General features: G+C 66.1%; 21 protein-coding genes. 15 read left to right on the top strand and 6 right to left on the bottom strand.

What is annotated here, in order from left to right; all coding sequences use genetic code 11:
• Positions 1-156 precede the first annotated feature (156 nt).
• The 6 genes from ACFQ4G_RS07155 to ACFQ4G_RS07130 all read left to right on the top strand — a co-directional run bounded on the left by ACFQ4G_RS07155 (position 157) and on the right by ACFQ4G_RS07130 (position 6,526).
• Complete coding sequence (locus tag ACFQ4G_RS07155; RefSeq protein ID WP_238204854.1) at positions 157-729, top strand: sugar O-acetyltransferase; 573 nt, start codon at positions 157-159, stop codon at positions 727-729.
• Between the two features lie 75 nt (positions 730-804).
• Positions 805-1,806 (top strand): NUDIX hydrolase, encoded by a 1,002-nt coding sequence (locus ACFQ4G_RS07150; RefSeq protein ID WP_238204852.1) that lies wholly within the window; start codon positions 805-807, stop codon positions 1,804-1,806.
• Positions 1,807-1,947: 141 nt separating this feature from the next.
• Positions 1,948-2,958 (top strand): quinolinate synthase NadA, encoded by a 1,011-nt coding sequence (gene nadA, locus ACFQ4G_RS07145; RefSeq protein ID WP_238204850.1) that lies wholly within the window; start codon positions 1,948-1,950, stop codon positions 2,956-2,958.
• Positions 2,955-4,496: an L-aspartate oxidase gene (locus ACFQ4G_RS07140; RefSeq protein ID WP_238204848.1), complete on the top strand. Its 1,542-nt coding sequence runs from the start codon at positions 2,955-2,957 to the stop codon at positions 4,494-4,496. Before nadA ends, ACFQ4G_RS07140 begins: the two co-directional genes overlap by 4 nt.
• Positions 4,497-4,703: 207 nt before the next feature.
• Positions 4,704-5,564 carry a carboxylating nicotinate-nucleotide diphosphorylase gene (nadC, locus tag ACFQ4G_RS07135; RefSeq protein ID WP_238204846.1) on the top strand — a complete coding sequence of 287 codons (861 nt, stop codon included), beginning with the start codon at positions 4,704-4,706 and terminating at the stop codon, positions 5,562-5,564.
• A 287-nt stretch (positions 5,565-5,851) separates the two neighbouring features.
• A complete protein-coding gene (locus tag ACFQ4G_RS07130; RefSeq protein WP_238204845.1) occupies positions 5,852-6,526 on the top strand; it encodes a L,D-transpeptidase in 675 nt (224 codons plus the stop codon).
• A 223-nt stretch (positions 6,527-6,749) separates the two neighbouring features.
• Here the strand turns inward: ACFQ4G_RS07130 and ACFQ4G_RS07125 are convergent, their stop codons facing one another.
• A complete protein-coding gene (locus tag ACFQ4G_RS07125; protein WP_238205014.1) occupies positions 6,750-7,097 on the bottom strand; it encodes a DUF6460 domain-containing protein in 348 nt (115 codons plus the stop codon).
• Between the two features lie 239 nt (positions 7,098-7,336).
• On the opposite strand from ACFQ4G_RS07125, the gene ACFQ4G_RS07120 reads away from it, so the two are divergent.
• The 3 genes from ACFQ4G_RS07120 to pdeM are packed head-to-tail and all read left to right on the top strand — an operon-like array spanning position 7,337 to position 11,633.
• A complete protein-coding gene (locus tag ACFQ4G_RS07120) occupies positions 7,337-8,299 on the top strand; it encodes an alpha/beta hydrolase (RefSeq protein ID WP_238204843.1) in 963 nt (320 codons plus the stop codon).
• A 6-nt stretch (positions 8,300-8,305) separates the two neighbouring features.
• Positions 8,306-10,876 (top strand): ligase-associated DNA damage response DEXH box helicase, encoded by a 2,571-nt coding sequence (locus ACFQ4G_RS07115; protein ID WP_238204840.1) that lies wholly within the window; start codon positions 8,306-8,308, stop codon positions 10,874-10,876.
• Between the two features lie 43 nt (positions 10,877-10,919).
• Positions 10,920-11,633 carry a ligase-associated DNA damage response endonuclease PdeM gene (gene pdeM, locus ACFQ4G_RS07110; RefSeq protein WP_238205012.1) on the top strand — a complete coding sequence of 238 codons (714 nt, stop codon included), beginning with the start codon at positions 10,920-10,922 and terminating at the stop codon, positions 11,631-11,633.
• 26 nt (positions 11,634-11,659) lie between these two features.
• Here pdeM and ACFQ4G_RS07105 read toward each other — a convergent pair whose 3' ends face one another.
• Entirely contained in the window at positions 11,660-11,794 is a 135-nt protein-coding gene (locus tag ACFQ4G_RS07105; protein WP_379039970.1) for a hypothetical protein, read from the bottom strand.
• Positions 11,795-11,994: 200 nt separating this feature from the next.
• Complete coding sequence (locus ACFQ4G_RS07100) at positions 11,995-12,243, bottom strand: hypothetical protein (RefSeq protein ID WP_238204839.1); 249 nt, start codon at positions 12,241-12,243, stop codon at positions 11,995-11,997.
• Positions 12,244-12,428: 185 nt separating this feature from the next.
• Here ACFQ4G_RS07100 and ACFQ4G_RS07095 point away from each other — a divergent pair, with 185 nt between their 5' ends.
• Positions 12,429-13,898, top strand: a complete 1,470-nt coding sequence (locus ACFQ4G_RS07095) for an FAD-dependent monooxygenase (protein WP_238204836.1) — start codon at positions 12,429-12,431, stop codon at positions 13,896-13,898.
• Positions 13,899-13,902: 4 nt separating this feature from the next.
• Here ACFQ4G_RS07095 and ACFQ4G_RS07090 read toward each other — a convergent pair whose 3' ends face one another.
• Both ACFQ4G_RS07090 and ACFQ4G_RS07085 read right to left on the bottom strand, forming a co-directional pair.
• Positions 13,903-14,340: a DUF3429 domain-containing protein gene (locus ACFQ4G_RS07090; protein WP_238204834.1), complete on the bottom strand. Its 438-nt coding sequence runs from the start codon at positions 14,338-14,340 to the stop codon at positions 13,903-13,905.
• A 212-nt stretch (positions 14,341-14,552) separates the two neighbouring features.
• On the bottom strand, positions 14,553-17,936 hold the full coding sequence (locus tag ACFQ4G_RS07085) for a tetratricopeptide repeat protein (protein WP_238204832.1): 3,384 nt from the start codon (positions 17,934-17,936) through the stop codon (positions 14,553-14,555).
• Between the two features lie 296 nt (positions 17,937-18,232).
• Here ACFQ4G_RS07085 and ACFQ4G_RS07080 point away from each other — a divergent pair, with 296 nt between their 5' ends.
• The 3 genes from ACFQ4G_RS07080 to ACFQ4G_RS07070 all read left to right on the top strand — a co-directional run bounded on the left by ACFQ4G_RS07080 (position 18,233) and on the right by ACFQ4G_RS07070 (position 22,120).
• The gene (locus tag ACFQ4G_RS07080) at positions 18,233-20,020 is read left to right on the top strand and encodes an acyl-CoA dehydrogenase C-terminal domain-containing protein (protein ID WP_238204830.1); all 1,788 of its coding nucleotides are present in this window, start codon (positions 18,233-18,235) and stop codon (positions 20,018-20,020) included.
• Positions 20,021-20,291: 271 nt separating this feature from the next.
• Positions 20,292-21,500 (top strand): acetyl-CoA C-acetyltransferase, encoded by a 1,209-nt coding sequence (locus tag ACFQ4G_RS07075; protein ID WP_238204828.1) that lies wholly within the window; start codon positions 20,292-20,294, stop codon positions 21,498-21,500.
• Positions 21,501-21,634: 134 nt separating this feature from the next.
• Positions 21,635-22,120, top strand: coding sequence for a hypothetical protein (locus ACFQ4G_RS07070; protein WP_238204826.1), 486 nt, complete (start codon positions 21,635-21,637; stop codon positions 22,118-22,120).
• A gap of 49 nt (positions 22,121-22,169) precedes the next feature.
• Here the strand turns inward: ACFQ4G_RS07070 and ACFQ4G_RS07065 are convergent, their stop codons facing one another.
• Positions 22,170-22,952: an EAL domain-containing protein gene (locus ACFQ4G_RS07065; RefSeq protein WP_238204824.1), complete on the bottom strand. Its 783-nt coding sequence runs from the start codon at positions 22,950-22,952 to the stop codon at positions 22,170-22,172.
• Positions 22,953-23,066: 114 nt separating this feature from the next.
• Between ACFQ4G_RS07065 and ACFQ4G_RS07060 the strand changes: the two genes are divergently transcribed.
• Together ACFQ4G_RS07060 and ACFQ4G_RS07055 are read left to right on the top strand one after the other, a co-directional pair.
• Complete coding sequence (locus tag ACFQ4G_RS07060) at positions 23,067-25,271, top strand: 3-hydroxyacyl-CoA dehydrogenase NAD-binding domain-containing protein (protein WP_238204822.1); 2,205 nt, start codon at positions 23,067-23,069, stop codon at positions 25,269-25,271.
• A 59-nt stretch (positions 25,272-25,330) separates the two neighbouring features.
• Complete coding sequence (locus ACFQ4G_RS07055; protein WP_238204820.1) at positions 25,331-25,747, top strand: DUF779 domain-containing protein; 417 nt, start codon at positions 25,331-25,333, stop codon at positions 25,745-25,747.
• Positions 25,748-25,881: the final 134 nt, after the last annotated feature.

Raw genomic sequence — 25,881 nt, 5'->3', positions numbered from 1 at the left:
CACGTTCATCCTCCGATATGTTGAAGCGGCTGCATCCTAAGGCGGGAGGCAGCGCAGCGAAAAGTGGATCCGCCTGGTATCGTCATACGTCCTCATGCCTTGCAGCCTGCCTGTCCGCCGGCCTACTCCCCGTATCCACGACACACGGAGATCGGCATGACGGCGAAAGCGGAGCGCAGTCCGAAGCAGAAGATGATCGCGGGTGATCTCTACCATCCCGACGATGCCGAATTGGCTGCCGACCTGCGCACCTGCCAGGTCTGGCTCGCGCGCTACAACGCGATGCTGGGGCGTCCCGCTGACGAGCGCCGGGTGGTCCTGCGCGAGATCTTTGCAGCGGTCGGCGACCAGGCTGTGATCCGGCCGCCCTTCCACTGCGATTACGGATTCAACATCAGCATCGGCGCCAACGTCTTCCTGAACTTCAACTGCCTCATCCTCGATTGCACCACGGTGACGATCGGCGACCGGACGCAGATCGGTCCGGGCGTCCAGATCCTTACGGCGGACCATCCCCGCGAGGCGGAGGCACGCGAAGCCGGAATGGAATTCGCACGGCCCATCGCCATCGGTCGCAATGTCTGGATCGGCGGCGGCGCGCTGATCCTGCCCGGCGTTACGGTGGGTGACCATGCGATCATCGGTGCCGGTGCCGTCGTCACCCGCGACGTGGCTCCCGGCGCGACCGTTGTCGGCAACCCGGCGCGGCCGGTATCCAGAAAGGCGTGAGGCGGCGCGCCCGCGGCGCGTTGATTCCCACGCACAATCTGCCATGACGGCCAAAGCGTGGACTGAGGGGGGCAAGTGACGAGGGGGCAGGACGGGCTTGCGGCTGGGGAGCCGAATGCGCTTCCCAATCCGTCTGCGGTCGGACTCGTCGCCGTCATCGTCGCGGCGACGGACGGCGAGCCACGCGCCCTCACGGTCCAGGTCGCGGGCCAAGCGGCCGGGCGCGAAACCGGATTGCCGGCCGGCCCGCTGGTTCCCGAGCATCCCACCCTCGAACGCGGCCTACGCGCCTGGGTCGAGCGCCAGACGCAAGCGCGCCTCGGCTATGTCGAGCAACTCTACACCTTTGGTGACCGCGACCGTCAGGGCGACGATTCGGGCGGTCTCCACTCGCTTTCCGTCGCCTACCTCGCCCTTGTGCGAGAGATGCGCTCGGCGGGTCTCGCCGAGGCATCGTGGCGCAACTGGTACGCCTTTCTCCCCTGGGAAGATTGGCGCGCGGGCCGGCCGACCGCGCTGGACGAGATCGAAGCCGCGCTTCTGGCCTGGGCCGGCGGCACTCCGGACCCCAAACTCAGGCGCCGCCGCGAAGACAGGCTTGGTCTGACCTTCGGCCTCGGCGGCGGAGCCTGGAACGAGGAGCGCGTGCTCGAGCGCTACGAACTCCTGTTCGAGGCCGGCCTGATTCCAGAGGCTCACGGACAGACGGGCGAAGCAGGCTCGACGGATATCGCGACAACCGGCCAGCCCATGGGCTTCGACCATCGCAGGGTCTTGGCCACGGCGATCGGACGCCTGCGCGGCAAGATCAAGTATCGCCCGGTGGTGTTCGAGCTGATGCCGCCGACCTTCACGCTGTTCCAGCTGCAACGCACCGTGGAAGCTTTGTCCGGCGCCAACCTCCACAAACAGAACTTCCGCCGCCTCGTCGCCCAGCAGGGTCTCGTGGAGGAGACCGAAGAAGTCACCAGTGGCACCGCCGGACGCCCTGCCCGCCTCGTCCGTTTCCGGCGGGAAGTTCTTCTCGAACGTCCTGCTCCCGGCTTCAGGCTCACACCGTCACGGCGCTCCTCCTAGCCGTCATCAGCCTGGAACGGCTCAAGAATTTTTGCATCGCAAAATGAATATGCTCAGCCTCAGCATATCTAGACAAGCGATCCTCTCGCGCCTACCTTAGTCGGCACAATGCTCAGATTGAGCATAAATGAGGACGCGTCCATGGCGGCGACCAGTCTCCCGATCGGCCGGGCTTCGATCCTGCCCCTGCCACATATCTACGACCGCGTGAGCCGGCATATTCCGGCCATCGAGTGGCCCGCACTGGCCGACGACGTGGCGGCAATCCTGGAGCTGAAGAAGACCCGGAACGCGGTGATCCTCGCCCATAACTATCAGGCGCCGGAGATCTTCCACACAGTGTCCGACATCGTCGGCGACAGCCTGGCGCTCGCCCGCGAGGCGATCAACGTGGATGCCGACGTGATAGTGCTCGCCGGCGTTCATTTCATGGCGGAGACGGCCAAGCTCCTCAATCCGGGCAAGACCGTTTTGATTCCCGACATGCGGGCCGGGTGTTCCCTGGCTGACTCGATCACCGCCGCCGACGTGCGCGGGCTGCGCGAAAAGTATCCCGGTGTTCCGATCGTGACCTACGTCAACACATCCGCTGCGGTGAAGGCGGAATCGGACGTGTGCTGCACCTCCGGCAACGCCGTCGACGTGGTGCGCTCCCTCAATGCGCCGCGCGTCCTGATGATCCCCGACGAGTTCCTGGCTCAGAACGTCCAGGTGCTCGTGCCGGAGGTCGAGATCCTCACCTGGGCCGGCCATTGCGAGGTGCACGAGCAATTCACCCCGGCCGATATCCGCGAGGTCCGCGAGAGCTATCCCGGCGTCACCGTCATCGCGCATCCGGAATGCCCGCCGGACGTAGTGGCGGAAGCGGACTTCTCCGGCTCGACCGCGATGATGATGAACTTCGTCACGCAGAAGCGCCCGCGGCAGGTGGTGCTGGTGACCGAATGCTCGATGGGCGACAACATCGCTCAGGCCAACCCGGATATCGAGTTCATCAAGCCCTGCAACCTGTGCCCGCACATGAAGCGGATGTCTTTGAAGAACATCCGCCATGCTTTGGAGACCCTCACCCATGAGGTGACGGTAGAGCCCGAGCTCGCCGGGCGAGCCCGCGCGGCGGTGGAACGCATGCTGGCGGTGCGTCCGCGATGAACGCGCACTCCCCCCTCTCCTTCTCGGCTCTCGGCTCCGACCGCGTGATCGTAGTCGGAGCCGGCGTCGCCGGCCTCGCTACGGCGCTTCGACTCAGCCCGCGTCCCGTGACGCTCATCACCGCTTCGCCCCTTGGAAGCGGCACCGCGACGGGCTGGGCGCAGGGCGGCATCGCGGCCGCCATGGCCGAGGACGACGAGGCGGCACTTCATGCGGCCGATACCGAGGCCGCTGGAGCCGGGCTCACCGATCCTGTCGTCGCAGCCCGCGTGGCCCAAGCCGGCCCCGGACTCATCGAATGGCTCGTCGGCCTCGGCGCCCCCTTCGACCGCGATGCCGCGGGCGTCCTGGCGCTCGGGCTCGAAGCGGCGCATTCCCGACGCCGTATTGTTCGGGCCGGCGGCGACTCCACCGGCCGCGTGGTGCTCGACACGTTGCTGAAAGCGGCGGCGGCGACGCCGTCCATAGAGATGCTTGTCGCGACCGTGCGCGGTCTTTCACAAGACGAGCACGGCGCAGTCGCCGGCATCGTCTGCGAACGCGACGGCGACACGGTCCACATCGCCGCGCGGGCCGTCGTCCTCGCCACAGGCGGGATCGGTGCCCTCTACGCCTCGACCACCAACCCGCGCGGCGCCACCGGCCGCGGCCTCGCCCTCGCGGCACGTGCTGGGGCCATCTTGCGCGACATGGAATTCGTGCAGTTTCACCCGACCGCCATTTCGGTGGGGCTCGATCCGATGCCGCTCGCCACCGAGGCCCTGCGCGGCGAAGGTGCACGGCTGATCGACACCGACGGTGCTCCGGTGATGGCGGGCATCGCTGGCGGCGATCTCGCTCCCCGTGACGTGGTCGCCCGTGCGATCTTCCAGGCTAGGAGTCGTGGCACCGACGTCTTCCTCGACTGCCGCGGCGCTCTCGGTGCGCGCATGCAGAGCCGGTTTCCCACGGTCGCGGGCCTCTGCGCCGCGTCCGGCATCGATCCGCAGCGCCAGCCGATACCTGTCCGGCCGGCGGCGCATTACCATATGGGCGGCATCAAGGTGGATGGCTTCGGCGCCAGTACCGTGCCCGGCCTGTTCGCCTGCGGCGAGGTCGCCTCGACCGGCCTGCACGGCGCGAACCGTCTCGCCAGCAACTCGCTCCTGGAAGCCATGGCCTTCGCGCCCTGGATCGCCGAGGGCATCTCCTCGATCCCTGCGCCTGGCCCTGCGGTTTTCGCCGAACCGCGCCAGCAGATCGCGGACGAGATCGCGCCGATCCGGCAGGTCATGGAGACCCGAGTCGGCGTTGTGCGCGAGGCGGATGGCCTCACCGAAGCCCTGCGCCGCCTGGCTCCGGCAGCCCGGCGCGGATCGGACGCGGCGCTCACCGGATTGGTGGTCGCGAGTTCGGCTCTGTCCCGCATCGAGAGTCGTGGGTCCCATTGGCGCAGCGATCATCCGGACCAGACACCGGTCCGTCACAGCGCGGTCACGCTGGCCGATGTCTGGCGGATGACGGAAGCGGCGGCCGCAGGAATTCCGGCAGGCACCTGAACCAGAATACCTGGACCGTCCAGGGACGGTCCAGCCCGCACCTGTCTTCCTGAGGCGGCTCGTGCAAGCGGGCTTCGAAGGAATGTTCCAGAACCCGTCGTGCAAGGCCGTAAGCCTCCTTCGAGGCCCGCGCCGCTCCGCCAACCCAGGATGGAGTCCGTGGCGGGACGAACGGATCCACCCAATCGATCACCTCGTGAGCGACCCATGAGCGATACCGTCCTCGTCTCCCTCCCCCGCCTGCTGGTCGAGCCGATCGTGCGCGCGGCGCTGCTGGAAGATCTCGGCCGGGCCGGTGACATCACCACCGATGCGATCGTGCCGGCGGATGCCCGCCTGTCGGGTGTGATCGCAGCGCGCCAGGACGGTGTGATCTCCGGCGTCGACGCGGCGGTGATCGCCTTCGGGCTGATCGACCCAGCCGTGTCGGTCATCGTCGAACGCAGCGACGGCGCGCGGGTCTCTCCTGGCGACGTGGTGATCCGCCTCGACGGCCCGGCACGTGCCATCCTCACCGCTGAGCGGGTGGCGCTGAACATTCTCTGTCGGATGTCGGGCGTGGCCACGGCCACCGCCGGTCTCGTCGAGGCGGCTCGCCCACACGGCAAGGCCAGGATCGTCTGCACCCGCAAGACCACGCCGGGCCTGCGGTCGCTGGAGAAGCATGCCGTGCGCGCCGGAGGCGGCTCCAACCACCGCTACGGCCTCGACGACGCCGTCCTGATCAAGGACAACCACGTGGCGGTTGCCGGTGGCATCGTTCCGGCGATCGAACGGGCGCGGGCCTATTCGGGCCATCTCGTGAAGATCGAGATCGAAGTCGACACGCTCGATCAACTCGCGGAAGCATTGTCGGTCCGCGCCGATGCCGTGCTCCTCGACAATATGAGCCCCGATCAATTGCGCGAGGCCGTTCGGATGATCGATGGGCGCGCCATCGCCGAGGCCTCGGGCCGGATCAACCGCGACACGGTCGGTGCCATCGCGGCCTCGGGCGTCGACCTGATCTCCAGCGGCTGGATCACTCACAGTGCGCCGATCATCGATCTCGGCCTCGACGCGATCTGACGCCAGGCGTCGAACCGCCAACTCGCCGCGGAGCCACCGATCCGTCTGCGCCGTATCTCGATTTGGTTCCCATGCTGTGGTCCGGCGGAAGTTATAATCCTTCCGATACGGCTAAGCCGCCACACTGTTGCCACGGAGTCACGACGTTGCCGCAACCGTTGCGTCATCACGAATTCAGCTTGGCTTTGAAGCGGTAGCGTTTACGTCTTGGCTATCGGGAAACGGTATCCTGCGTTGCGTTACCGACCGTGTTTCCTCATATTTTCGCCTGCCTTCGAGAGGCTTTGATGCGCCGTATCTCTCCCGCCCTGTCCGGGCTTGTCTGCATGGTTGGTGCCTGGGCATCCCCAGCCGCTGCCTACGAGATCGACCCTCTTACCCGCCAGCCTCTCGACAACGCGTTGGTGTTGCGCGTGCGTCCGCAGGCGGAGCCTGCTGCTGTCGCCGTGGTGCCCGTGCCCACGGCCAATGCCTCGCTCAACCCCGCCGATCCGATGGCCTCGGCGGTGCCGCAGATGTCGGCGATCCAGCGCGAGCAGGTCGCCTATGCCGGCAACTACGCTCCCGGCACCATCATCGTCTCCACGGCCGAGCGCCGCCTCTACTACGTGCTCGGCGGTGGTCAGGCTCTCCGCTACGGTGTTGGTGTCGGGCGTCCGGGCTTCACCTGGGGTGGTACGCAGACCATCACGATGAAGCGGGAATGGCCCGATTGGCGTCCCCCGGCCGAGATGCTGCGCCGCCGTCCCGATCTGCCGCGCTTCATGAAAGGCGGGATCGAGAACCCGCTCGGCGCCCGCGCCATGTATCTCGGCGGCTCGATCTACCGCATCCACGGCTCCAACGAGCCGGAGACCATCGGAACGGCCGTGTCCTCGGGCTGCATTCGCATGACGAACGACGACGTGGCCGACCTGTACACCCGCGCCAAGGTCGGTGCGAAGGTCATCGTCCAGCGTTGAGCGGATATCGAGGTCCTGAAAGACAAAAGGCCGGCGGAGACGCCGGCCTTTTTCATGCGGGTCGAGGTCGCGCGATTTAATGGTCGCATCCCTTACCTCGAAGATGGCGGAAGGTTGCTCGCAAACCGGATCGGATCAGGAGAGCACCACCTTCGAGGAGGTTCGCTCTCCTCCCCGCCTAAGCCACAGGCGCTCAGCTTCGAGGGGGAAGGCGATAAAGCTCCTACTTAGAGACCGCAAAGAACCGCGACAGCAGCCAGAGCGGCACCACCACCACGGCGCCCGCGAGGATCCAGCGACCGAAATCGTGGAAGGTCTCGAAGCCGAGATCGATGAGTGCGCGTCCGGCATCGTAGACCTGCCAGAACAGCCGGCCGGGTGTGATCCCGAGCATCGCCATGATGGCGCCGACCAGGATGGACAGGAAGACCAGCTTCAGCAGGACCGCCATGGGCGAGCCGCCGAGGAAGCGCCGCAGGGGTGAGCGCAACTCTCCGTCGGGATAGGCCTGGCCGGGATAGGGACGGCCGCCATAGGGCGGTTGCCGGTTCGGGTCGTTGTCGACGATCATGGACTTCATCCTTTCGGGCCTATCCTCTCGGACATATGGGGCCGCGTGAGCTCCTCTGAAGCCGGCGAACCCGGCGGAAGCGTGACCGATGCGACACACCGCGACGAAACCGTCCGCCCACTCGGGCGTTTGGCCGTTTCGTGCCGGCAAGGCGTCTGGCATCGCTGGGAGCTTCGCCCACATTCGACCGTCATGCTCGAAGCCGCTTCGGCCCCACCCTGGATGAGACGAACCGATCCATGATCGACCACGCCCTCTTCGACCCGGCGACGATCGATCCGGAAACCCATCGGCTCAATGCCGAGATCGTCGCTGCCCACGCAGCGCAGGCGGATCCGTGGTCGATCCCGATCGGCGAGGTCCGCGCGCGTCGACGCCAGGGGACGCAGGCGTCGCCAGCGATGCCGCGCAGCGCGCGGGCGGAGACGCTGACGATCGACGGTCCCGGCGGCCCTATCCCGTTGCGATTGATCCGGCCCAACGCGAAGAAATGGCCGAAGCTGCGTGGAGCCTATCTCCACATCCATCGCGGCGGCTGGGTCTGGGGCGCCGCCGACGAGCAGGATCCCTGGCTGGAGCGGATCGCCGATGCCTGCGGCTTCGTCTGCCTGTCCGTAGAGTACCGGCTCGCCCCGGAGCATCCCTATCCGGCAGCCCTCGAGGATTGCGAGGCGGCCGCCCTCTGGCTCGTCGGTCCCGGCAAAGCCGAATTCGGAATCACGGCCCTGACGATCGGCGGAGAATCCGCCGGCGCGCATCTCGCGGTGATGACATTGTTACGGCTGCGCGACCGCCACAACCTGCCGCGCGCCTTCCGCGGGGCCAACCTCAATGCCGGCTTCTTCGATCTCGGCCTGACCCCGAGTGTCCGCAACTGGGGCGATACCCGCCTCGTGGTGAACACCAAGGACCTCACCACCTTCGCCAACGACTACGTACGCGACGGCATCGATCGTCGGCGGCCCGACGTCTCGCCGCTCTATGCCGATCTGAAGGGCCTCCCACCGGCCCTGTTCTCGGTGGGCACGCACGATCCGCTCCTCGACGACACGCTCTACATGTCGTCGCGCTGGGCGGCGGCCGGAAACGGCGGCCATACCGCGATCTATCCCGGCGGCTGCCACGTCTTCGTACGCTACCCCGGCGCCATGACCGGGCGCGCCCTCGAACTGATCGACCGGTTCCTGATGGCGCTCGCCTGATGACCCTTGCCTGAGGGCCGGCTTCCCACGGAGTTCGAGGCCTGGTTCGCCGCACGCGGCTGGGCGCCCCGGCCGCATCAACGCGATCTCCTGAGCATCGTACGGGCGGGACGCTCGGCCCTTCTCGTAGCGCCGACGGGGGCGGGCAAAACGCTCGCGGGCTTCCTTCCGAGCCTCGTCGCCCTGTCGGAACGTCCGCCATCGCGGAAAGCACGCGGGCTGCACACGCTCTACATCTCGCCGCTGAAGGCGCTCGCGGTCGATATCGCCCGCAACCTCGAAGCGCCGATCGCCGAGATGAGCCTGCCGATCCGGGTCGAGACCCGCACCGGCGATACGCCGTCGCACAAGCGCACTCGCCAGATCGAGCGTCCGCCCGACATCCTGCTGACGACGCCGGAGCAGCTTGCCCTCCTCATCGCGCATCGCGAAGCGGAGGAGCTGTTCTCCGAATTGTCCTGCGTCGTCCTCGACGAGTTGCACGCGCTGGTCACGTCGAAACGCGGCGATCTGCTCTCCCTCGGATTGGCGCGGCTGCACCGCCTCAGCCCGAACCTCACCGCCATCGGCCTCTCCGCCACCGTGCGCGAACCGGACGATCTGCGGCGGTATCTGGTGCCGCAACGCTCACGTTCGACGGAAGAAAGCGGGTCCCTCTCCTTCCAGGAGAGGGAGCGCCGTGGCGTCCACGACGCTGTGGCGCCCGGGCCGACGCCCATGGCCGATCTCGTGGTGGTGAAAGGAGGTGCGGCACCCGACCTGCACCTGCTCGATACCGGCCTGACCCTGCCGCTCGCCGGCCATACCGCCACCCAGGCAATGCCGGCCATCTACGACCTGATCCAAGCCCACCGCACGGTCCTGATCTTCGTCAATACCCGGCTCCAGGCCGAATACACCTTTCAGGAGCTCTGGCGGATCAACGAGGCCTCTCTCCCCATCGCACTCCATCACGGCTCCCTCGATGCCACCCAGCGGCGGCGGGTGGAGGCCGCCATGGCGGCCGGGCAGTTGAGGGCCATCGTCTGCACTGCCACCCTCGATCTCGGCATCGATTGGGGCGATGTCGATCTCGTCGTCAATATCGGCGCGCCGAAGGGGGCAAGCCGGATCATGCAGCGGATCGGGCGCGCCAACCACCGGATGGACGAGCCGTCTAAGGCCTATCTCGTACCCGGCAATCGTTTCGAGATCCTCGAATGCCAGGCTGCCCTCGACGCGGTTGAGGAGGCGGCTCAGGACACGCCCGACGCCCGTCTCGGCGCGCCGGACGTGCTGGCCCAGCACGTCCTAGGCATGGCTTGCGCAGACGCGTTCGACCCGCTCGAGCTCTACGACGAGATCGTCTCGGCCGCGCCCTACGCGACCCTGTCCTGGGAAGATTTCGAAGCCGTGGTCGATTACGTCGCCACGGGCGGCTACGCGCTGCGCGCCTACGAGCGCTTCGCCAAGATCGTGCGCGGACCGGATGGGTTGTGGCGTGTGCGCGACGCGCGGATCGCGCAGCAATACCGCATGAATGTCGGCACCATCGTCGAATCCGCCAAGGTTAAGGTACGCCTCGCCCGCGGCGTGCGCGGCAAGCCCGGCGCGATCCTGCCGAAGGGCGGGCGCGTGCTCGGCGAGATCGAGGAGGATTTCGCCGACACGCTGACACCGGGCGACACCTTCCTCTTCGCCGGCGAAGTGCTCCGTTTCGAAGGTCTATCCGAAGACGAGGCGCTGGCGACACGAGCTGGCCCCGGCACCGATCCGGCGATTCCGTCCTATGCGGGGGCAAAGTTCCCGCTCTCGACCTTTCTCGCAGCCCGCGTACGCGCGCTGATTGCCGATCCGTTCGAATGGGACAGGTTGCCGAAGCAGGTGGCGGATTACCTGCTGCTCCAGCGCCAGCGCTCGATCCTGCCAGGGCCGGACGGCCTGCTGGTGGAGACGTTTCCGCGCAGCGGCCGCTACTACCTTACGGCCTTCCCCTTCGAGGGGCGCCTCGCGCACCAGACGCTCGGCATGCTGCTCACCCGGCGCATGGAGCGCGCGCGGCTGCGCCCTCTGGGATTCGCCGCCAACGATTACGGCATCGCCATCTGGATGACCCGCGACATCAGCGACGCCATCGCCCGGGCGCCCGGCTTCCTCGCCGAACTGTTCGCCGAGGACATGCTGGGCGACGATCTCGAAGCCTGGCTCGACGAATCCTCGATGATGAAACGCACCTTTCGCCAATGCGCCGTCATCGCCGGACTGATCGAGCGGCGTTATCCCGGTCAGAAGAAGACCGGGCGACAGGTCACGATGTCGACGGATCTCGTCTACGACGTTCTGCGCAAGCATCAGCCCGATCATCTGCTCCTGCGCGCCGCGCGGCAGGATGCGGCAACCGGACTCCTCGACGTGGCCCGCCTCGGCATGATGTTGAGGCGCATCCAGGGGCGAATCACCCACAAGGCGCTCGATCGCGTCTCGCCTCTCTCCGTGTCCGTCATGCTCGAGATCGGGCGTGAGAAGGTCTACGGCGAGGGTGCGGACGAGATCCTGGCCGAAGCCGAAGCGCAGCTTCTCGAAGAAGCGCTGGGGTGACGACCGGGTGAAGCGCCCCTTTCCCGGACAAGAGGATGCGATCTTGGCGCTCGGCCAGAGACTCGAACGGACCATCAAGACCCCCAGCCTCACGCTGGCCGGGGAAGCCCTCATCCTCGACCTCTGCGGCGGGTTGTGGCTCGCCGCACACCGGACACTGATCGTCTCCGACCTGCATCTGGAAAAGGGGTCGGCTTATGCAGCGCGCTCGGGCCAGTTCCTGCCGCCTTACGATACCCGCGAGACCCTGGCCTGCCTTCACGAGGCGGTGGCACGGCTCGACCCGGCCCGCGTCGTCGCCCTAGGCGATTCCTTCCATGATTCCCGCGGGCCCGAGCGGATGGAGCCGGGCGACCGTGCCATGGTCGCGGCTCTTCAGGCAGGTCGAGACTGGATCTGGATCGCTGGCAACCACGACCATGCCGTCTCGGAAGGCGTCGGCGGACGCTACGCAGAGACCCTGGTTATGGGCGGCCTGACGCTGAGGCACGAACCGTCGCCGGATGCATCCGAGGGGGAGATCGCCGGTCATCTGCATCCCTGCGGCAAGGTCGCGATGCGCGGACGCGCCGTTCGGCGCCGTTGCTTCGTGACCGATGGCAAACGCCTGGTGATGCCGGCCTTCGGTGCCTATGCGGGCGGCCTCAACGTGCGCAACCCGGTCTTCGACCCGTTGTTTCCCGGAGGCTTCACGGCACACCTATTGGGTGACGGCCGCGTCTTCGCCATCGGCAAGGCGATGTTGGCGCGGGACTGAATGCCGGCCGGCTTCGAGGCGTCCATTCAGATGTTCACGTCGGCGAGGGCGCCGACGAGCTTTTCCTTGATAGCAACCTCGATGCCCTGCTGTTTTTCGGCGGGCGGCCCCGCCAACTCGTCCTCGGTGGTGCCCATCATCTTGAGGATCGCATCGCGCACCCGATCGCCCGGCGCATCTGACGAACGCCTCCTCGGCGTCAGTATCGGCTCCAGCCACCTATGGTGGGCCTCGAGTCGAACTCCGCATGGTGCGGCTCGCATCTGCGGCAGGAAGGACTGTCAGGGTATCAGGGACGAGACCGGCGTCGGCACGCAGAGATGGCAGGCTTGTCGATAGTCTGGAAGCCGCTCTTCTTCGATCAGGCGAGCGCGCGGCCGAGTACGAAGGCGAACAGCAACGCCGCGCTCAGGGAGGCCAGTCCACAACCGATAGGAAGCCACCACGCTGCCATCTTGACGTCCATCGCTTCCCCCGGCTTTGGATGGTTGAGATCCGATTCTTCTAGACGGCGACTTATGACCAAATCTCGAATGGCTCCAAGGTAGTCTGATGAAAATACGTAGTCCGGCGGCAGAATGAACGGACTGGTTGTGGAAAAGTCACCCATCGAAAACACTCGAGGCGGCGATGGATGGTCAATGCCCGTCGTCTCTAAGCGTCATCACCAGCAGGATGTGACGAGGAAGAAGCCGATACTTTCTTGTCCGGCCTGAGATCGCACGCCTGATCGCGATCGAACATTCCGATACAATTCGAGGTACGCACGAGTCTCCGAGAAGGGAAGACACGATCATGCTTCAAGCCCTCGTCGTCGGAGCCGGGCCGGTCGGCCTCACTCTCGCCGCGGAACTCGCCCGATACGGCATCGACACCCGCCTCATCGACAAGAGCCAACAGCCGACGCAGACCTCGAAAGCCCTCGTCGTCTGGGCACGCACCCTCGAACTCATGGATCGGATGGGCTGCAAGCAGGCCTTCCTCGATGCCGGATTGCGGGCCCATGGGGCGACTCTCCGCAGTGGCGGCAGCGTCCTTGGCCATGCCCGGTTCGATGCCATCGCCAGCACCTACAATTTCGCACTGATGCTTCCCCAGCGGGATACCGAGCGCCTTCTGATCGAGCATATCGGCAGTTTCGGCATCGCGGTGGAGCGGCAGGTCGAATTGGCGGGCTTCACGCAAGCCGGCGACACCGTGGAGGCGACGCTTCGTCATGCGGATGGCAGGGAAGAGACGGTATCCGCGTCGTGGCTGATTGGGTGCGACGGCGCGCACAGCACCGTGCGGCACGGGCTCGACCTGTCCTTCGAGGGGGAGGCCCAAGGAGATGATTGGCTGCTCGCAGATATCCGCGTGGAGGGCGACGGTGCCCCGCCCGGCGACGAGATCGCCACCTATCTCCATCGGGACGGCCCGCTGGTGATCTTCCCAATTCCGGGCGGTCGCGCCCGGCTGATTGCCGATATCGGCAAATCCGATCCGGCCCAGCCCCGATCGGATCCGACGCTGGCAGAGGTCCAGGCCCTGGCGGACCATCGCGCCGGTGGCGGTTTCCGCGTCACTGATCCGGTCTGGCTCACGCATTTCCGCATCAACGAACGCAAGGTCTCGCGCTACTCGCAGGGACGCGTCGTCCTCGCCGGCGACGCCGCGCATATCCATAGCCCTGCCGGTGGCCAAGGCATGAATACCGGCATGCAAGACGCGATCAACCTCGCCTGGAAACTGGCGATGGTGGCGCGCGACCAGGCCGCCTCCACGCTCCTCGACAGTTATGGCCCCGAACGCAACGCAGTCGGCGAAATGGTCCTGCGCAATGCGGGTCGGCTCACCGACATCGCGACCCTGTCGAACCCCGTGGCACAGGCGGCGCGAAACCTCGCCATCCGCTTCATGCTCGGCTTCCACGCGGTGCAGGACAAGATGGCTGCCACGATGAGCGAAGTGGGGATCGCCTATTCCGATAGCCCGCTCTCGCAGGGTCTCGATGCCGGCATGCGCTGGGCTCCGGAACACGATGACGGGCTGCCGCCAGGCTCCGGCACGATACCGCTTTTCGTCCTCTACACCGACGATGCGGAAAGCGGTGCCGCCCTGGCCGCGCGGTTTCCCCTGCTGCTGGAACCGGCGCCGCGCAGGCTGCCCGACCACGACAGGCTCATCCTCGTCCGGCCCGACGGCTATGTCGGCTTCTCGGGCTCGGGTGCGGCGTGGGACGACGCGGAACGCTACCTGTCGAGCTTGAGCGCCGACCGGGCGTGACTGATCAAGCCGCGATCAGGAGGGCGCAGCCGGCAACGACGGACAAGGTCAGCCGTAGGCGGCCGAGCCAGGTCGGCACGAGGCAGCGCCTGACGAGATCGAGATCGATGAAGCCCCAGCCGAGGACGAGCAGTCCGAGCACTCTGAGATCCCACGGCGTGGGGAAGGCGAGCGCCGCCCAGGCGACCAGAGACGGCAGAATGGCGATGATGTAGTCCCGTCCTTCCGCATCACCGGATGCCGCCGCGCCCCAGCGAATTCCGCCGAGGAACGAGGCGATGACGGCTCCATAGGTCGAGAGAATCGTGCGGGGTGCGAGTCCGACATTGCCGAGGCCGCCGTCGCTGCCGCTCAGCGAGAGAGCCGCGAACCCGATAAAGGGAATGAGGCCGGCAACGCCGAGAACGAGGGCAGATGTCGGTATGGGCGTCACACGCGCCATCGGGGCTCCGCTGTATCGTCCGCCATCCGCAGGCAGGGTCGCATGAGTCCCGAGTATACACGTATCTCGCGGCGCAGGACTCCTACCCGAACTCAGCGTTGACGTTTGACGGCGAGGTAGTGAAACTCTGCCAACTCCTTGGCATCGAAACCTAATCCGCCTCGACGCCCCTCACTTTGACGAGACGCGCGTCGCTATTACGCGCGTCCGCCTCATGCGCCTGTGGTGCGACGCGAAGTGACGGTCGGCGCGACCGGAGGCGGCGCGCCGATCAGGCTCATCGAGCTCTCAGCGCCTGCACTCGTCGGCGCCGGAGGCTCGTTCACGGCGGGAACCGGCACATTGGCCTTGAATGCGGAGCTCAATGCCTGCGCCGTCGCGAGATCCCTCGGTGACAGCTTCGCGGCGACGTCGTCACGCTTCTTGCCCGCATCGTCGTCGCCCTGGGCGGCGGCGGCGGAGAACCAGAGATAGGACTGGACGAGATCCTGCTGCAGGCCGAGCCCGCGGGCATAGAGCACGGCGAGATTGTACTGGCTGTCCCGCATGCCGTATTCGGCGCCGCGCCTGAACCATTGCGAGGCGGTGGTGTAGTCCGGCTTGCCGTTGGCCGAAGGGTTCTCGGCATAGATCACGGCGATGTTGTGCATCGAGCGGGCATGGCCCTGTTCGGCCGCGCGCCCGTACCAGAGCTTGGCCTGCGCGAGATCGCGTACGACGCCTGAGCCTTTCTCATAGAGGCCGCCGAGCTTGTACTGAGCCGGGGCGTAGCCGGCCTCGGCGAGCGCCTCGAACAGCTTCGCGGCGACCGCGAAGTCGCGTGGCATGCCACGGCCATCGGCGGCGCGCGAGGCGAGATCGTAGACAGATGCGCCGTCGCCTTCGATGGCGGCCTTGCGAAGCTGTGCCAGACCGGTGGGCACGGCACTAAGGTCGTTCGCCAGATTGGTCAGCGCCGCGACCCGCGGCACGGAACGCCGGACTGGCTGGGTCGCCTTCTCGGATGGAATCGTCGCGGGAGGCGCCTGTGGAGCGGCTTCGGAGATCGACTGGGTGGTCTCCGGATCCGGCCGGGCAGCCGATGCGGCGGGGGGCTTCACCTCGCTCTCGGCCGGCTCCACCGGGGCCACCTTCGCCTCGGCGACCTGGGCGGACGAGGCATCCGGTTCGATACGGCGGCTGTTGACCGCCTGCAGCGCGCCGAGAGCCAGGACGATGGCGGCGAGACCGAGAAGCAGCGGCTTGCGGCGCTTGTCGAGTTCGGCGCGCAGGCGCGCGGTCCGTCCGCCCGGAGCCGTTCCCGGTGCGATGTCGGACGAAACGCGGGTGCGGATATCGGGCGAGCGGGCGGCGATGGCCGCTTCGTTCTGAGCCGCCTGCGCCGCGCGACGCGCCGCGGCGATGAAACTGGTCTTGATGTCGCTGTCGATCGACGGTGCCGTTTCGGTCGTGGCCTCGGCAGAACGCTCCAGGCTCGGACGCCTGGCTCCGGGTTCGAGCGGCTGGTCACTCACGCGGCCGAGTTCGAACGGCTCCGTCGTGGGGCTGATCCTCGGCGCGTCGGGGCGGCGAGCGACCGGGCCGACCTGCATCGGTGCACGCTCATCGACGCGGCCCGTCGCCGCAATGAGCCGGTCGGCGAGATCCTGCGGCGTCGCCGACCGGCCTCCGGACAACGGCGCGTCGCCCGACAGCGAACCTAGCCGGCCGACGAGCTTGTCGAGTGCCGAATGCACGCCGTCGAGGGTCGCCTGCATGCGCTGCTCGGACGCCGCCTGCTGGGCGCGAAGATCGGCGAGGCTCGCCCGGAGCAGGCCCAGCTCGCCGGTATCGCCGGTGGTCCCGATGCTTTCGGCGACGGCATTGCGCGTCGCACGCTCGACGGCCGCCTCGATCGGCGCTTCGTCACGAAGCGCCGAAACCTGGGTCAGGAGGTCGGACATGGTCCGCTCCAGGCCAGCCAGGGCCGGGTCGGCATCGCGGGTGTCGATGCGGCTGGCGAGCGCCAGAACCTGCTTCTCCAAGACGTCGAGGCCCTCGGCACGCGGTCCGGCGGAACCGCCGACGCGATCGAGTTTCTCGGCGAGATCGTGGAGCATGCCGTGGATCGAAGCGAGGTCGCCGCCGGGAACGACCGGACGGCGCAGGGTCTCGCCAAGATCTTCGAGGCGGCCGATGAGGTCGCCGACCGGGTTGACGCTGGCCCGCTCGACCTTGTCGGCGAGGGCGTCGATGCGCCCGATGATCTCGTCCGAGTGGTTGCCGCCGCCCGCCGAATTGCCGTCGCGAAGGGCGTCGAGCTTGGCACCCATCGCCTGGATCTGCTCCTCGATACCGCCGGAGGGCGGAGTCCGAAGGCCCGTGCGAATCTCCTCGAGCAGGGGCCGCAGCTCGGCCATGTTGGTTCCCTCGCCAGTGACACCACCCTGCAGCTCGGTGATCTGGGCGCTGATGGCCTGGAGGCCTTGTGCGAGGCTCTGGATCCGCTCCGGCCCGGCGAGGGACGCGATCAGGCGGCGAATCTCATCGAGTTCGCGAAACAGATCGCCGAGCGCGTCTCGGTCGGCAAAGCCCGGCGTGCTTCCGCTCAGGGCGCCGTCGACCTTGGCGGCGAGCCGCTCGACATCGGTGGCAACGCGGGCATGGACGTTCTCTGCCACGTCGTCGGCGAGGCGCGCGACCTGAACGCGGATCAGCTCGATGGGAGCGGCGATGGCGGCAAGGTCGGCCGGCTCCTGGGCGCGCTGCACCCCGGTGACGAGAGAGCGCATGGCCTGTTCGAGCGCGCCGACATCGCGACCGGTGGCGAGACCGCCGATCGATTCCCGCAGCCGGCTCGTCTCAGCCTGCAATTCGGTGATGGCGGGCGACGGCATCCGGATGCCGCCGGCATTCCGCTGCACGATGCCGCCGGCCGCCTTCCCATCGGAGGACGAAAGAGAGGGCACTCCGTCGGAATCGAGCTCGCGCTGGCGCTGGCGGATCTCGGCGACTGCGTCGCGCACTTCCGCTTCCGCGCCCCGACCACGCCGTCCGATCGGACGCGGCAAAGCCAATTGCTCGCCGAGCTCGGTCATGCGGCGTTCGATCTGAACCAGACGCTCGGACATCTGCACGGCTGGAGACAGGCCGGCGTCGAGCACCGAGCCGATCCGAGCCTCGATCCCTTCGATCGCTCTGGTCGCCGCCTCGTGCGACACGTGGTGCTCCTGAGCGATCTTGTGATCGATCTGGTCGAGACGGCGCATCATCTCGGCGATGGAGTTGGTGAACGGCGCGATCGGGTCCGGCAGAGGCGCGGTTTCGCGAGCACGGGATACCGCGGCTTTGGGCGTCGCCGGACCTTCCGGGACCGTGTTCAGAGACGGCGTGGCTTCGGAGGCCGCTTCGGCGGGACGACTCTCAGAGACTGGCCGGTTCAGATGCTGCACGGACGAGGAGAGGCGGCGGCGACGCGCCTTGGGCTTCTGCTCCGGCGACACGATGGACGCGATCCACGTCTCCACCGGAACGCCGGCGCGGCGCGCCACGTCGCGCGCGGCATCGAGGATCTCCGGATCAAACCCTTCCAGGTCGAGCGTCGCGGTGCGTTTCATCGTCAAACCCGGGGCAGCGAGGTCCGTGACCCAATCCGGTCTGTCATTGTGAAACGCTGGAACGGCGTCGCGGCAACGGCACGGATCGATTGACGCCGACATTTGGCGTTCTTGGTAAACAGCAGGTTAAGCTCTGTGCCAAATTGGCTATCTTGGCTGGGCGCCAGCGCGGGACGATGCGCCCCTTCCCCTTCTCGCGTTGATAGTTTATATATGAACTATCGAGCGGGCAGCGGTCCTTAGATCAGGTCAAGCACGCCCGCAGCATATGGCGAAGCCAGCGGAGGACAGACGAGATGCCGAGCTATAGGGCACCGGTCGAGAACGTTCAGTTTCTCCTCAATGACGTCTTCGCCTTCCACGGCCGCAACAATCTGCGCGGCTTCTCTAATGCCTCGCCGGACCTGATCCAGGCCGTCCTCGCCGAAGGCGCCAAGCTCGCGGAAGGGGTACTCACTCCGCTCAACGCGATCGGTGACAGTCAGGGCTGTACCCGCAATCCCGATGGCAGTGTCACTACGCCGAAGGGGTTCAAGGCCGGGTACGACGCCTATGCCCAGGGTGGCTGGATGGGCATCTCTGTGCCGGAGGAATACGGCGGCCAGGGCCTCCCGCACACGATCAACACCGCGATCTCGGAATTCACCTCGTCCGCCAACCTCGCCCTGGCGATGTATCCGGGCCTGACGCAGGGCGCGATGGCGGCCCTTCTGGTCCATGGCTCGGAGGAACAGAAAGCGACCTACCTGCCGAAGATGGTGGAGGGTGCCTGGACCGGCACCATGAACCTCACCGAGCCGCATTGCGGCACGGATCTCGGACTTCTCAAGACCAAGGCGGTGCCGAACGGCGACGGCTCCTACAACCTCACCGGCACCAAGATCTTCATCTCGGCCGGCGAGCACGACCTGTCGGAGAACATCGTCCACCTCGTCATCGCCCGGATCGAAGGGGCTCCGGCCGGCACGAAGGGCATCTCGCTCTTCGTGGTGCCGAAGTTCCTCGTCAACGAGGACGGCTCGGTGGGAGCGCGGAACGGCGTCTCCTGCGGCTCCCTCGAACACAAGATGGGCATCCACGGCAATTCCACCTGCGTCATGAACTACGATGGAGCCAGGGGCTGGCTCGTCGGCCAGGAGAATCGCGGGCTCGCCGCCATGTTCGTGATGATGAACGAGGCCCGCCTCGCGGTCGGCGTCCAGGGCCTCGCCCAGTCGGAGGTCGCCTATCAGAATGCGGTGGCCTACGCGAAGGACCGGCTCCAAGGCCGTGCCCTGACTGGTGCCAAGGCGCCGGACAAGGTCGCCGATCCGATCATCGTCCATCCTGACGTACGCCGCACCCTGATGGGGATCCGCGCCTTCAACGAGGCGGCCCGCGCCTTGGTGCTGTGGACCGCCTTGCAGGCGGATATCGGCCATCGTTCCGACGATGAGGCCGAGCGCCAGAAGGCCGAGGACCATATGGGCCTGATGACCCCGGTGGTGAAAGGTGTGCTCACCGACAGGGGATTCGCCAACGCGGTGGAAGCCCAGCAGCTCTTCGGCGGCCACGGCTACATCGAGGAATGGGGCATGTCGCAGTTCGTGCGCGATGCCCGCATCGCCATGATCTACGAGGGCGCCAACGGTATCCAGGCCATGGATCTGATCGGCCGCAAGCTGCCGAAGGATGGCGGCCGGGCGATGATGGGCCTCCTCGCCGAGGTCCAGACCTTCATCAAGGATCATGACGAGGACGCCGCGATGAAGCCGTTCACCGGCCCGTTGCAGGCCGGGCTGAACGATCTCCAGGGCGCCACCATGTGGTTCATGCAGAACGCCTTCGCGAAACCCGACAATGCGGGCGCCGGCGCCACCGACTACATGCATCTCCTCGGTCTCGTCGCCATGGGGTACATGTGGGCGCGAATCGCCAAGGCGGCATTGATGCGGAAGGCGGAGGGTTCTTCGCCGCAAATGGACGACAAGCTCGTCACCGGCCGTTTCTACATGGAGCGCATGCTACCCGAGACCGCCATGCGCCTCGTGCGGATCAAGGCCGGCGCCGAGACGACCATGGCGTTGGGCGCCGAGGCGTTTTAGATATGCCTGCAGTTTATGCTCTTAGCGCCAAGCATGTAGAAACGCGAGAAGACGTCGTATTTCTTGTGATTTCCGAGGATGAGAAGAATGCCGGCTGGCAACTTCTTGATCATTTTGGGTCCTCATTAATGGAAAGCTACAATCCGACGTCGCTCCTACGAATATCAGATGCAGGCGAGAGATTGGCGGGATTCGTGGATGTCTTTGGACCTCAGCTGGCTCTACCTCGAAGCATGGTTCGCCACCGTCCCGACCCGCAGTGGAGAGAAGTATGATTGAAGCCTTCATCTACGATCACGTCCGCACGCCGCGCGGCCGCGGCAAGCCGGACGGCGCGCTGCACGAGGTGACGGCCCTGCGCCTCGCCGAGACGGCCCTGCGCGCCCTCAAGGAGCGCAACGACCTCGATACGAGGCTGGTGGACGACGTGATCCTCGGCTGCGTCGATCCCGTCGGCGAGGCCGGAGGCGACATCGCCCGCGCGGCTGCCCTAGTGGCGGATTACGGTACCCACGTTCCGGGCGTGCAGATCAACCGGTTCTGCGCCTCGGGACTCGACGCGGTGAACTTCGCCGCGGCCCAGGTCATGGCTGGCCAGCACGACATGACGGTCGGTGGCGGCGTCGAATCCATGAGCCGCGTCGGCCTCGGCGCGTCGGGCGGCGCCTGGCCGGTGGACCCCGCCATCGCGATCAAGTCCTGGTTCATGCCGCAGGGCGTCTCTGCCGACCTCATCGCCACCAAATACGGCTTCTCGCGCGACGAGTGCGACGCCTACGCCGTCGAGTCACAGAAGCGTTCGGCGAAATCCTGGGCCGAGGGGATGTTCCGAAACGCCATCGTCCCGGTACGCGACGTCAACGGTATTACCCTGCTCGATACCGACGAGCACGTGCGCCCCTCCACCGACATGCAGTCGCTGGCCGGGCTGAAGGCCTCCTTCGTCCAGATGGGCCAGATGGGCGGCTTCGATGCCGTGGCGGTCGACGCGCATCCCGACGTGGAAGCGGTCAACCACGTCCACCATGCCGGCAATTCCTCGGGCATCGTCGACGGTGCCGCCGCCGTGCTGGTCGGCTCGAAGGAAGCGGGCGAGAAGGCCGGGCTGAAGCCGCGTGCGCGCATCCGCGCCTTCGCCAATATCGGGTCCGACCCGGCACTGATGCTCACCGGCCCGGTCGACGTGACGAAGAAGGTGCTGGCCCGCGCCGGCATGACGGTCGCCGATATCGACCTATTCGAGGTCAACGAGGCCTTCGCCGCCGTCGTCCTTCGCTTCTGTCAGGCCTTCGGCCTCGATTCCTCGAAGGTCAACGTCAATGGCGGCGCCATCGCCATGGGCCATCCCCTCGGCGCCACCGGCGCGATGATCCTCGGCACAGTGCTCGACGAGCTGGAGCGCACCGGCAAGGAGCGCGCCCTCGTGACGCTCTGCATCGGCGCCGGTATGGGCACCGCCACGATCATCGAGCGGGTGTGAGGGGCGATCCGCCTGGGTGCTCGCTGTGCTCGTCGCGAGCATTCGCCTCCCAAACCCTTCGAAACGCTGCTAAACGGCGCACTCCCGCCACCGATGCCGGCGGCGCAAACATAAACACCGGGAGACACGCCACGATGACACGACTTCTCGCGACCTTGATGCTGACCACGGCACTGATGGCTCCGCTGACCGCTCGGGCCGACGATATGTCCGACCGTGTCACGATCGCCAAGGAACTGGTCCAGAAGACCCTGATCAAGAACCTCGAAACCGGCTTCACCGGCGCCCTCGAGAAGACCGTGCAGCCCATGGCCGAGGACAAGGCCGAGGCGGTGCGCAAGGAAGTCCGCGCCGAGTTCGACAAGCAGCGCGAGGTGATGATCGACGGCCTGTCGAAGGCCTATGCCGAGAAATTCTCTCTCGACGAACTCAAGCATCTCAGCGGCATCTACGACGATAAGATCTACCAGAAGTTCCAGGCGATCAATTCCGACCCGGCCTCGACCGTCACCGTGATCTCTCAGGGGGCAGTCACCAAGATCCTGAACATGCTGGCGATCGCCTCGGCCGGTGACAAGCCGGCGGGCGCCCCGCCGATGCCGATGCCCGGCGCGAAGTGACCGCAGGGTCCCTCGGGGCGGAGGTCCCCGCTTCCTTCGGGACGACGCCCTAATGCACGAGATCGAGGCGCGGCTCCCGCGCCTCGAAACCGGAGACGCTCGGGAGGGCTTCCAGTTGAGGACGGGCGAAGTGGTAGCCTTGGAACAGGGTCGCACCGAGATCGCGCAGGGTCGCGAGTTCGGCCGGGGTCTCGATTCCCTCGGCGATGACTTCCACGCCCAGTTGCCGCGCGATCGAGATGATGCCCGCGGTGATCACTTGACGTCCCTTATCCGTGTCGATGCCGCGCAGGAGATCCATATCGATCTTGATGAGGTCGGGCCGGAAGTTGGCGAGCAGGCTGAGACCGGCGAAACCCGCACCGAAATCGTCGAGCGCGGTCAGAAATCCCTGCTTGCGGTACTCGTCGACGATGCGCTGCAGATGGCCGATGTCGCGGAATTTCTCGTTCTCCGTGAATTCGAACATGATTCTGTCATGCGCAAAGCCGGCGCGCCGCGCCGCCTCGAGGGACGAGCGGATGCAAGCGGCGGGCTCGTAGACGGCGTTGGGCATGAAGTTGATCGAGAGCCGCGTGGCATCGTCCGCCGCAAACAGGCGGCCGGCGAGTTCGATCGCCCGTACCCGCGCGGCCTGATCGAAACGGTAGACCGTCGCCTCGGTCACACGGTCGAGGATCGAACCCGCGGACTGGCCCTCGGGACCGCGGACAAGCGCCTCGTACCCCCAGATTCGCTGATGCTGGAGATCGACGATCGGCTGAAACGCCATCGTGAAACTGAAATCCAGCTCGGTACCGTTGCCGCAACCCGGGCAGCCCTTTCTGATCATTGTCCGAACTATCCTAAGTTACAACCTTCAATCTCTCTGGGACGACCATCCATCCGAAGGTTTTAGAACGCCTTAATGGATGGAATTCCTGAGCCGAACCTCCGAGGATCAGAAATGAATCTCACGAACTTCCGCTTCGAGATCGATTCCGACGGCATCGCCCTCGCGACGTGGGACATGCCCGGCCGATCGATGAACGTCTTCACCGAGCAGGTGATGAGCGACCTGCATCAGGTCATCGACGCCGTGGCGGGCAACCCGGATGTGAAGGGCTGCGTCATCACCTCGGGTAAGGACAATTTTTCGGGCGGCGCCGATCTGACGATGCTCCAGGGCCTCGGCAAGGCCTACGAGGCGCTGAAATCAGAGAAGGGCGAGGAAGCGGCCATGCGCCACTTCTTCGAAGAGTCGCGCAAGCTCACGCTCGTGTTCCGCAAGCTCGAGACCTGTGGCAAGCCCTTCGTAGCAGCGGTGAACGGCATCTGCCTCGGTGGCGCGTTCGAACTCTCGCTCTCGTGCCATCACCGCGTCCTGTCGGACGATCCGAAGACCCGTGTCGGCCTGCCCGAGATCAAGGTCGGGCTGTTTCCGGGTGCGGGCGGCACCCAGCGCGTGCCGCGCCTCATGCAAACGGGCGACGCCCTGCAGATGCTGTTCAAGGGCGAGCAGATCCGTCCGCTCATGGCGAAGAACATGGGTCTCGTCCATGAAGTCGCTCCCAAGGACGAGATCGTCGAGAAGGCCAAGGCCTGGATCAGGGCCGGCGGTTCTCCGGTGGCGCCTTGGGACCAGCCGAAGTTCAAGGCCCCCTCGGGCAAGGTCTATTCGCCGGCAGGCATGATGATCTGGCCGCCCGCGAACGCGATCTACCGCCGCGAGACGCACGACAATTACCCTGCCGCCAAGGCCATCCTTGCCTCGGTCTACGAGGGTCTTCAGCTTCCGATGGATCTCGCCCTGAAGGTCGAGAGCCGGTACTTCGCCAAGATCCTGCGCTCGAAAGAGGCCGCAGCGATGATCCGCACGCTGTTCATTTCCATGGGCGAACTGAACAAGGGCGCCCGCCGGCCGAAGGACATCGCCAAGACCAGCGTCAAGAAAGTGGGCGTCGTCGGCGCCGGCTTCATGGGCGCAGGAGTCGCCTACGTGACCGCCAATGCCGGCATGGATGTGGTTCTCGTCGACCAATCGACGGAGGCGGCTGAGAAGGGCAAGGCCTATGCCCACAAGCTCGTCACCGACCAGATCAACAAAGGCCGCGCCAAGACCGCCGATCGCGAGGCCTTGCTGGCGCGCATCACCACCAGCGCGGATTACGCCGACCTTTCCTCATGCGATCTCGTGATCGAGGCGGTGTTCGAGGACCCCAAGGTGAAGGCCGACGTCATCGCCAAGGTAGAGGCCGTGATCGGCGAGGACGTCATCTTCGCCTCCAACACCTCGACCCTGCCGATCTCGGGCCTGGCCAAGGCGTCGAAGCGCCCAGGCAGTTTCGTCGGCATTCACTTCTTCTCGCCGGTGGAGAAGATGATGCTGGTGGAGATCATCAAGGGCGACGCGACCGGCGATGCCGCGCTCGCCACCGCTCTCGACTACGTCCGCGCCATCAAGAAGACGCCGATCGTCGTCAACGACAGCCGCGGGTTCTTCGCCAATCGCTGCGTCGGTGCCTATCTCTACGAGGGCCACAAGATGCTCAATGAGGGCATCCCGGCCGCGATGATCGAGAATGCCGGTCGTCAGGCCGGCATGCCGGTCGGCCCGCTCTCGCTCACCGATGAGGTCGCCGTCGACCTGGCGCTGAAGATCGTCAAGGCGACCGAGGCTCAACTCGGCGCCGAGGCGATCGACCCTGCCCAGAAGGCGCTGCTCACGACCCTGGTCGAGGGCGAGGGTCGGCTCGGCCGAAAGAATAGACAGGGATTCTACGATTACCCCGAAGGTGCTCCAAAGCGCCTCTGGCCCGGTCTCGCGGAGCTCCAGCCGACCCGTCTCGACCCCGACGAAGTCGATTTCGAGGAGTTGAAGCAGCGTTTCCTCGTGGCCCAGGCTCTCGAAGCCGCCCGCACCGTGGGAGAAGGCGTGATCACCGATCCGCGCGAGGCGGATGTCGGCTCGATCCTCGGTTTCGGCTTCGCCCCTTTCACTGGCGGCGCGTTGTCCTACATCGACCTCATGGGTCCGAGGGTCTTCGTCGGGCTTGCGCAGAGCCTGGAGGCCAAGCACGGCGACCGCTTCGCCGTGCCGGATAACCTTCTGCGCATGGCCGAGACGGGCGGGACCTTCTACGGCGAGGCTTCGGCCAAAAAGGCAGCTTGATCGCCTGCCTCGGCCCGGCACATGCTGGGCCGAGGATGGAACATTGGAGGGAGTGCCCGATGACCGCAATCGAAGCGACCACGGCCGATCAGGTCGGAGCCGACGGCACGCCCCTTCGCGTCACGGCGACTCCTGCCGCTCTCGAACTGATCGACGAGTTGCGCGCCGAGCATGGGCCGGTGATGTTCCACCAATCGGGCGGGTGCTGCGATGGTTCATCGCCCATGTGCTATCCGGTCGGCGACTTCCTTACCGGCGATAGCGACGTCCATCTTGGCCAAGTGGCCGGCGCCGATTTCTGGATCAGCCGGCCGCAATTTCAGGTCTGGAAGCACACCCACCTGATCCTCGACGTCGTACGCGGCCGAGGCGGCATGTTTTCTCTGGAAAACGGCCGTGACAAGCGTTTCCTCATCCGCTCGCGGATCTTCACCGAAGCGGAGAATACGGCGCTTGAGGGAGCGTGCCGGATCTGACCCGGCGATACAGACTGTAGATAGTCCAGATGATACGCGCGATGGGAAAATGAAATACTCTACTCGGAGCGTCCCAGTTTTCGGTTTTTAGTCAGAATATTTTTCAGTTATTATAAATTATACTAAAATTGGAG

Source organism: Methylobacterium marchantiae (genome assembly GCF_042679825.1).
Classification (GTDB): domain Bacteria; phylum Pseudomonadota; class Alphaproteobacteria; order Rhizobiales; family Beijerinckiaceae; genus Methylobacterium; species Methylobacterium marchantiae.
Note: the sequence above shows the minus strand (reverse complement) of the source record. Positions and strands in the feature narration are given on the sequence as shown.

Excerpts from the sequence above, each read along its gene's own strand:
- ACFQ4G_RS07155 (WP_238204854.1), top strand. The coding sequence starts at position 157 with ATGACGGCGAAAGCGGAGCGCAGTCCGAAGCAGAAGATGATCGCGGGT.
- nadA (WP_238204850.1), top strand. The coding sequence starts at position 1,948 with ATGGCGGCGACCAGTCTCCCGATCGGCCGGGCTTCGATCCTGCCCCTG.
- ACFQ4G_RS07140 (WP_238204848.1), top strand. The coding sequence starts at position 2,955 with ATGAACGCGCACTCCCCCCTCTCCTTCTCGGCTCTCGGCTCCGACCGC.
- nadC (WP_238204846.1), top strand. The coding sequence starts at position 4,704 with ATGAGCGATACCGTCCTCGTCTCCCTCCCCCGCCTGCTGGTCGAGCCG.
- ACFQ4G_RS07130 (WP_238204845.1), top strand. The coding sequence starts at position 5,852 with ATGCGCCGTATCTCTCCCGCCCTGTCCGGGCTTGTCTGCATGGTTGGT.
- ACFQ4G_RS07125 (WP_238205014.1), bottom strand. The coding sequence starts at position 7,097 with ATGATCGTCGACAACGACCCGAACCGGCAACCGCCCTATGGCGGCCGT.
- ACFQ4G_RS07120 (WP_238204843.1), top strand. The coding sequence starts at position 7,337 with ATGATCGACCACGCCCTCTTCGACCCGGCGACGATCGATCCGGAAACC.
- ACFQ4G_RS07100 (WP_238204839.1), bottom strand. The coding sequence starts at position 12,243 with ATGGGTGACTTTTCCACAACCAGTCCGTTCATTCTGCCGCCGGACTAC.
- ACFQ4G_RS07095 (WP_238204836.1), top strand. The coding sequence starts at position 12,429 with ATGCTTCAAGCCCTCGTCGTCGGAGCCGGGCCGGTCGGCCTCACTCTC.
- ACFQ4G_RS07090 (WP_238204834.1), bottom strand. The coding sequence starts at position 14,340 with ATGGCGCGTGTGACGCCCATACCGACATCTGCCCTCGTTCTCGGCGTT.
- ACFQ4G_RS07085 (WP_238204832.1), bottom strand. The coding sequence starts at position 17,936 with ATGAAACGCACCGCGACGCTCGACCTGGAAGGGTTTGATCCGGAGATC.
- ACFQ4G_RS07080 (WP_238204830.1), top strand. The coding sequence starts at position 18,233 with ATGCCGAGCTATAGGGCACCGGTCGAGAACGTTCAGTTTCTCCTCAAT.
- ACFQ4G_RS07075 (WP_238204828.1), top strand. The coding sequence starts at position 20,292 with ATGATTGAAGCCTTCATCTACGATCACGTCCGCACGCCGCGCGGCCGC.
- ACFQ4G_RS07070 (WP_238204826.1), top strand. The coding sequence starts at position 21,635 with ATGACACGACTTCTCGCGACCTTGATGCTGACCACGGCACTGATGGCT.
- ACFQ4G_RS07065 (WP_238204824.1), bottom strand. The coding sequence starts at position 22,952 with ATGATCAGAAAGGGCTGCCCGGGTTGCGGCAACGGTACCGAGCTGGAT.
- ACFQ4G_RS07060 (WP_238204822.1), top strand. The coding sequence starts at position 23,067 with ATGAATCTCACGAACTTCCGCTTCGAGATCGATTCCGACGGCATCGCC.
- ACFQ4G_RS07055 (WP_238204820.1), top strand. The coding sequence starts at position 25,331 with ATGACCGCAATCGAAGCGACCACGGCCGATCAGGTCGGAGCCGACGGC.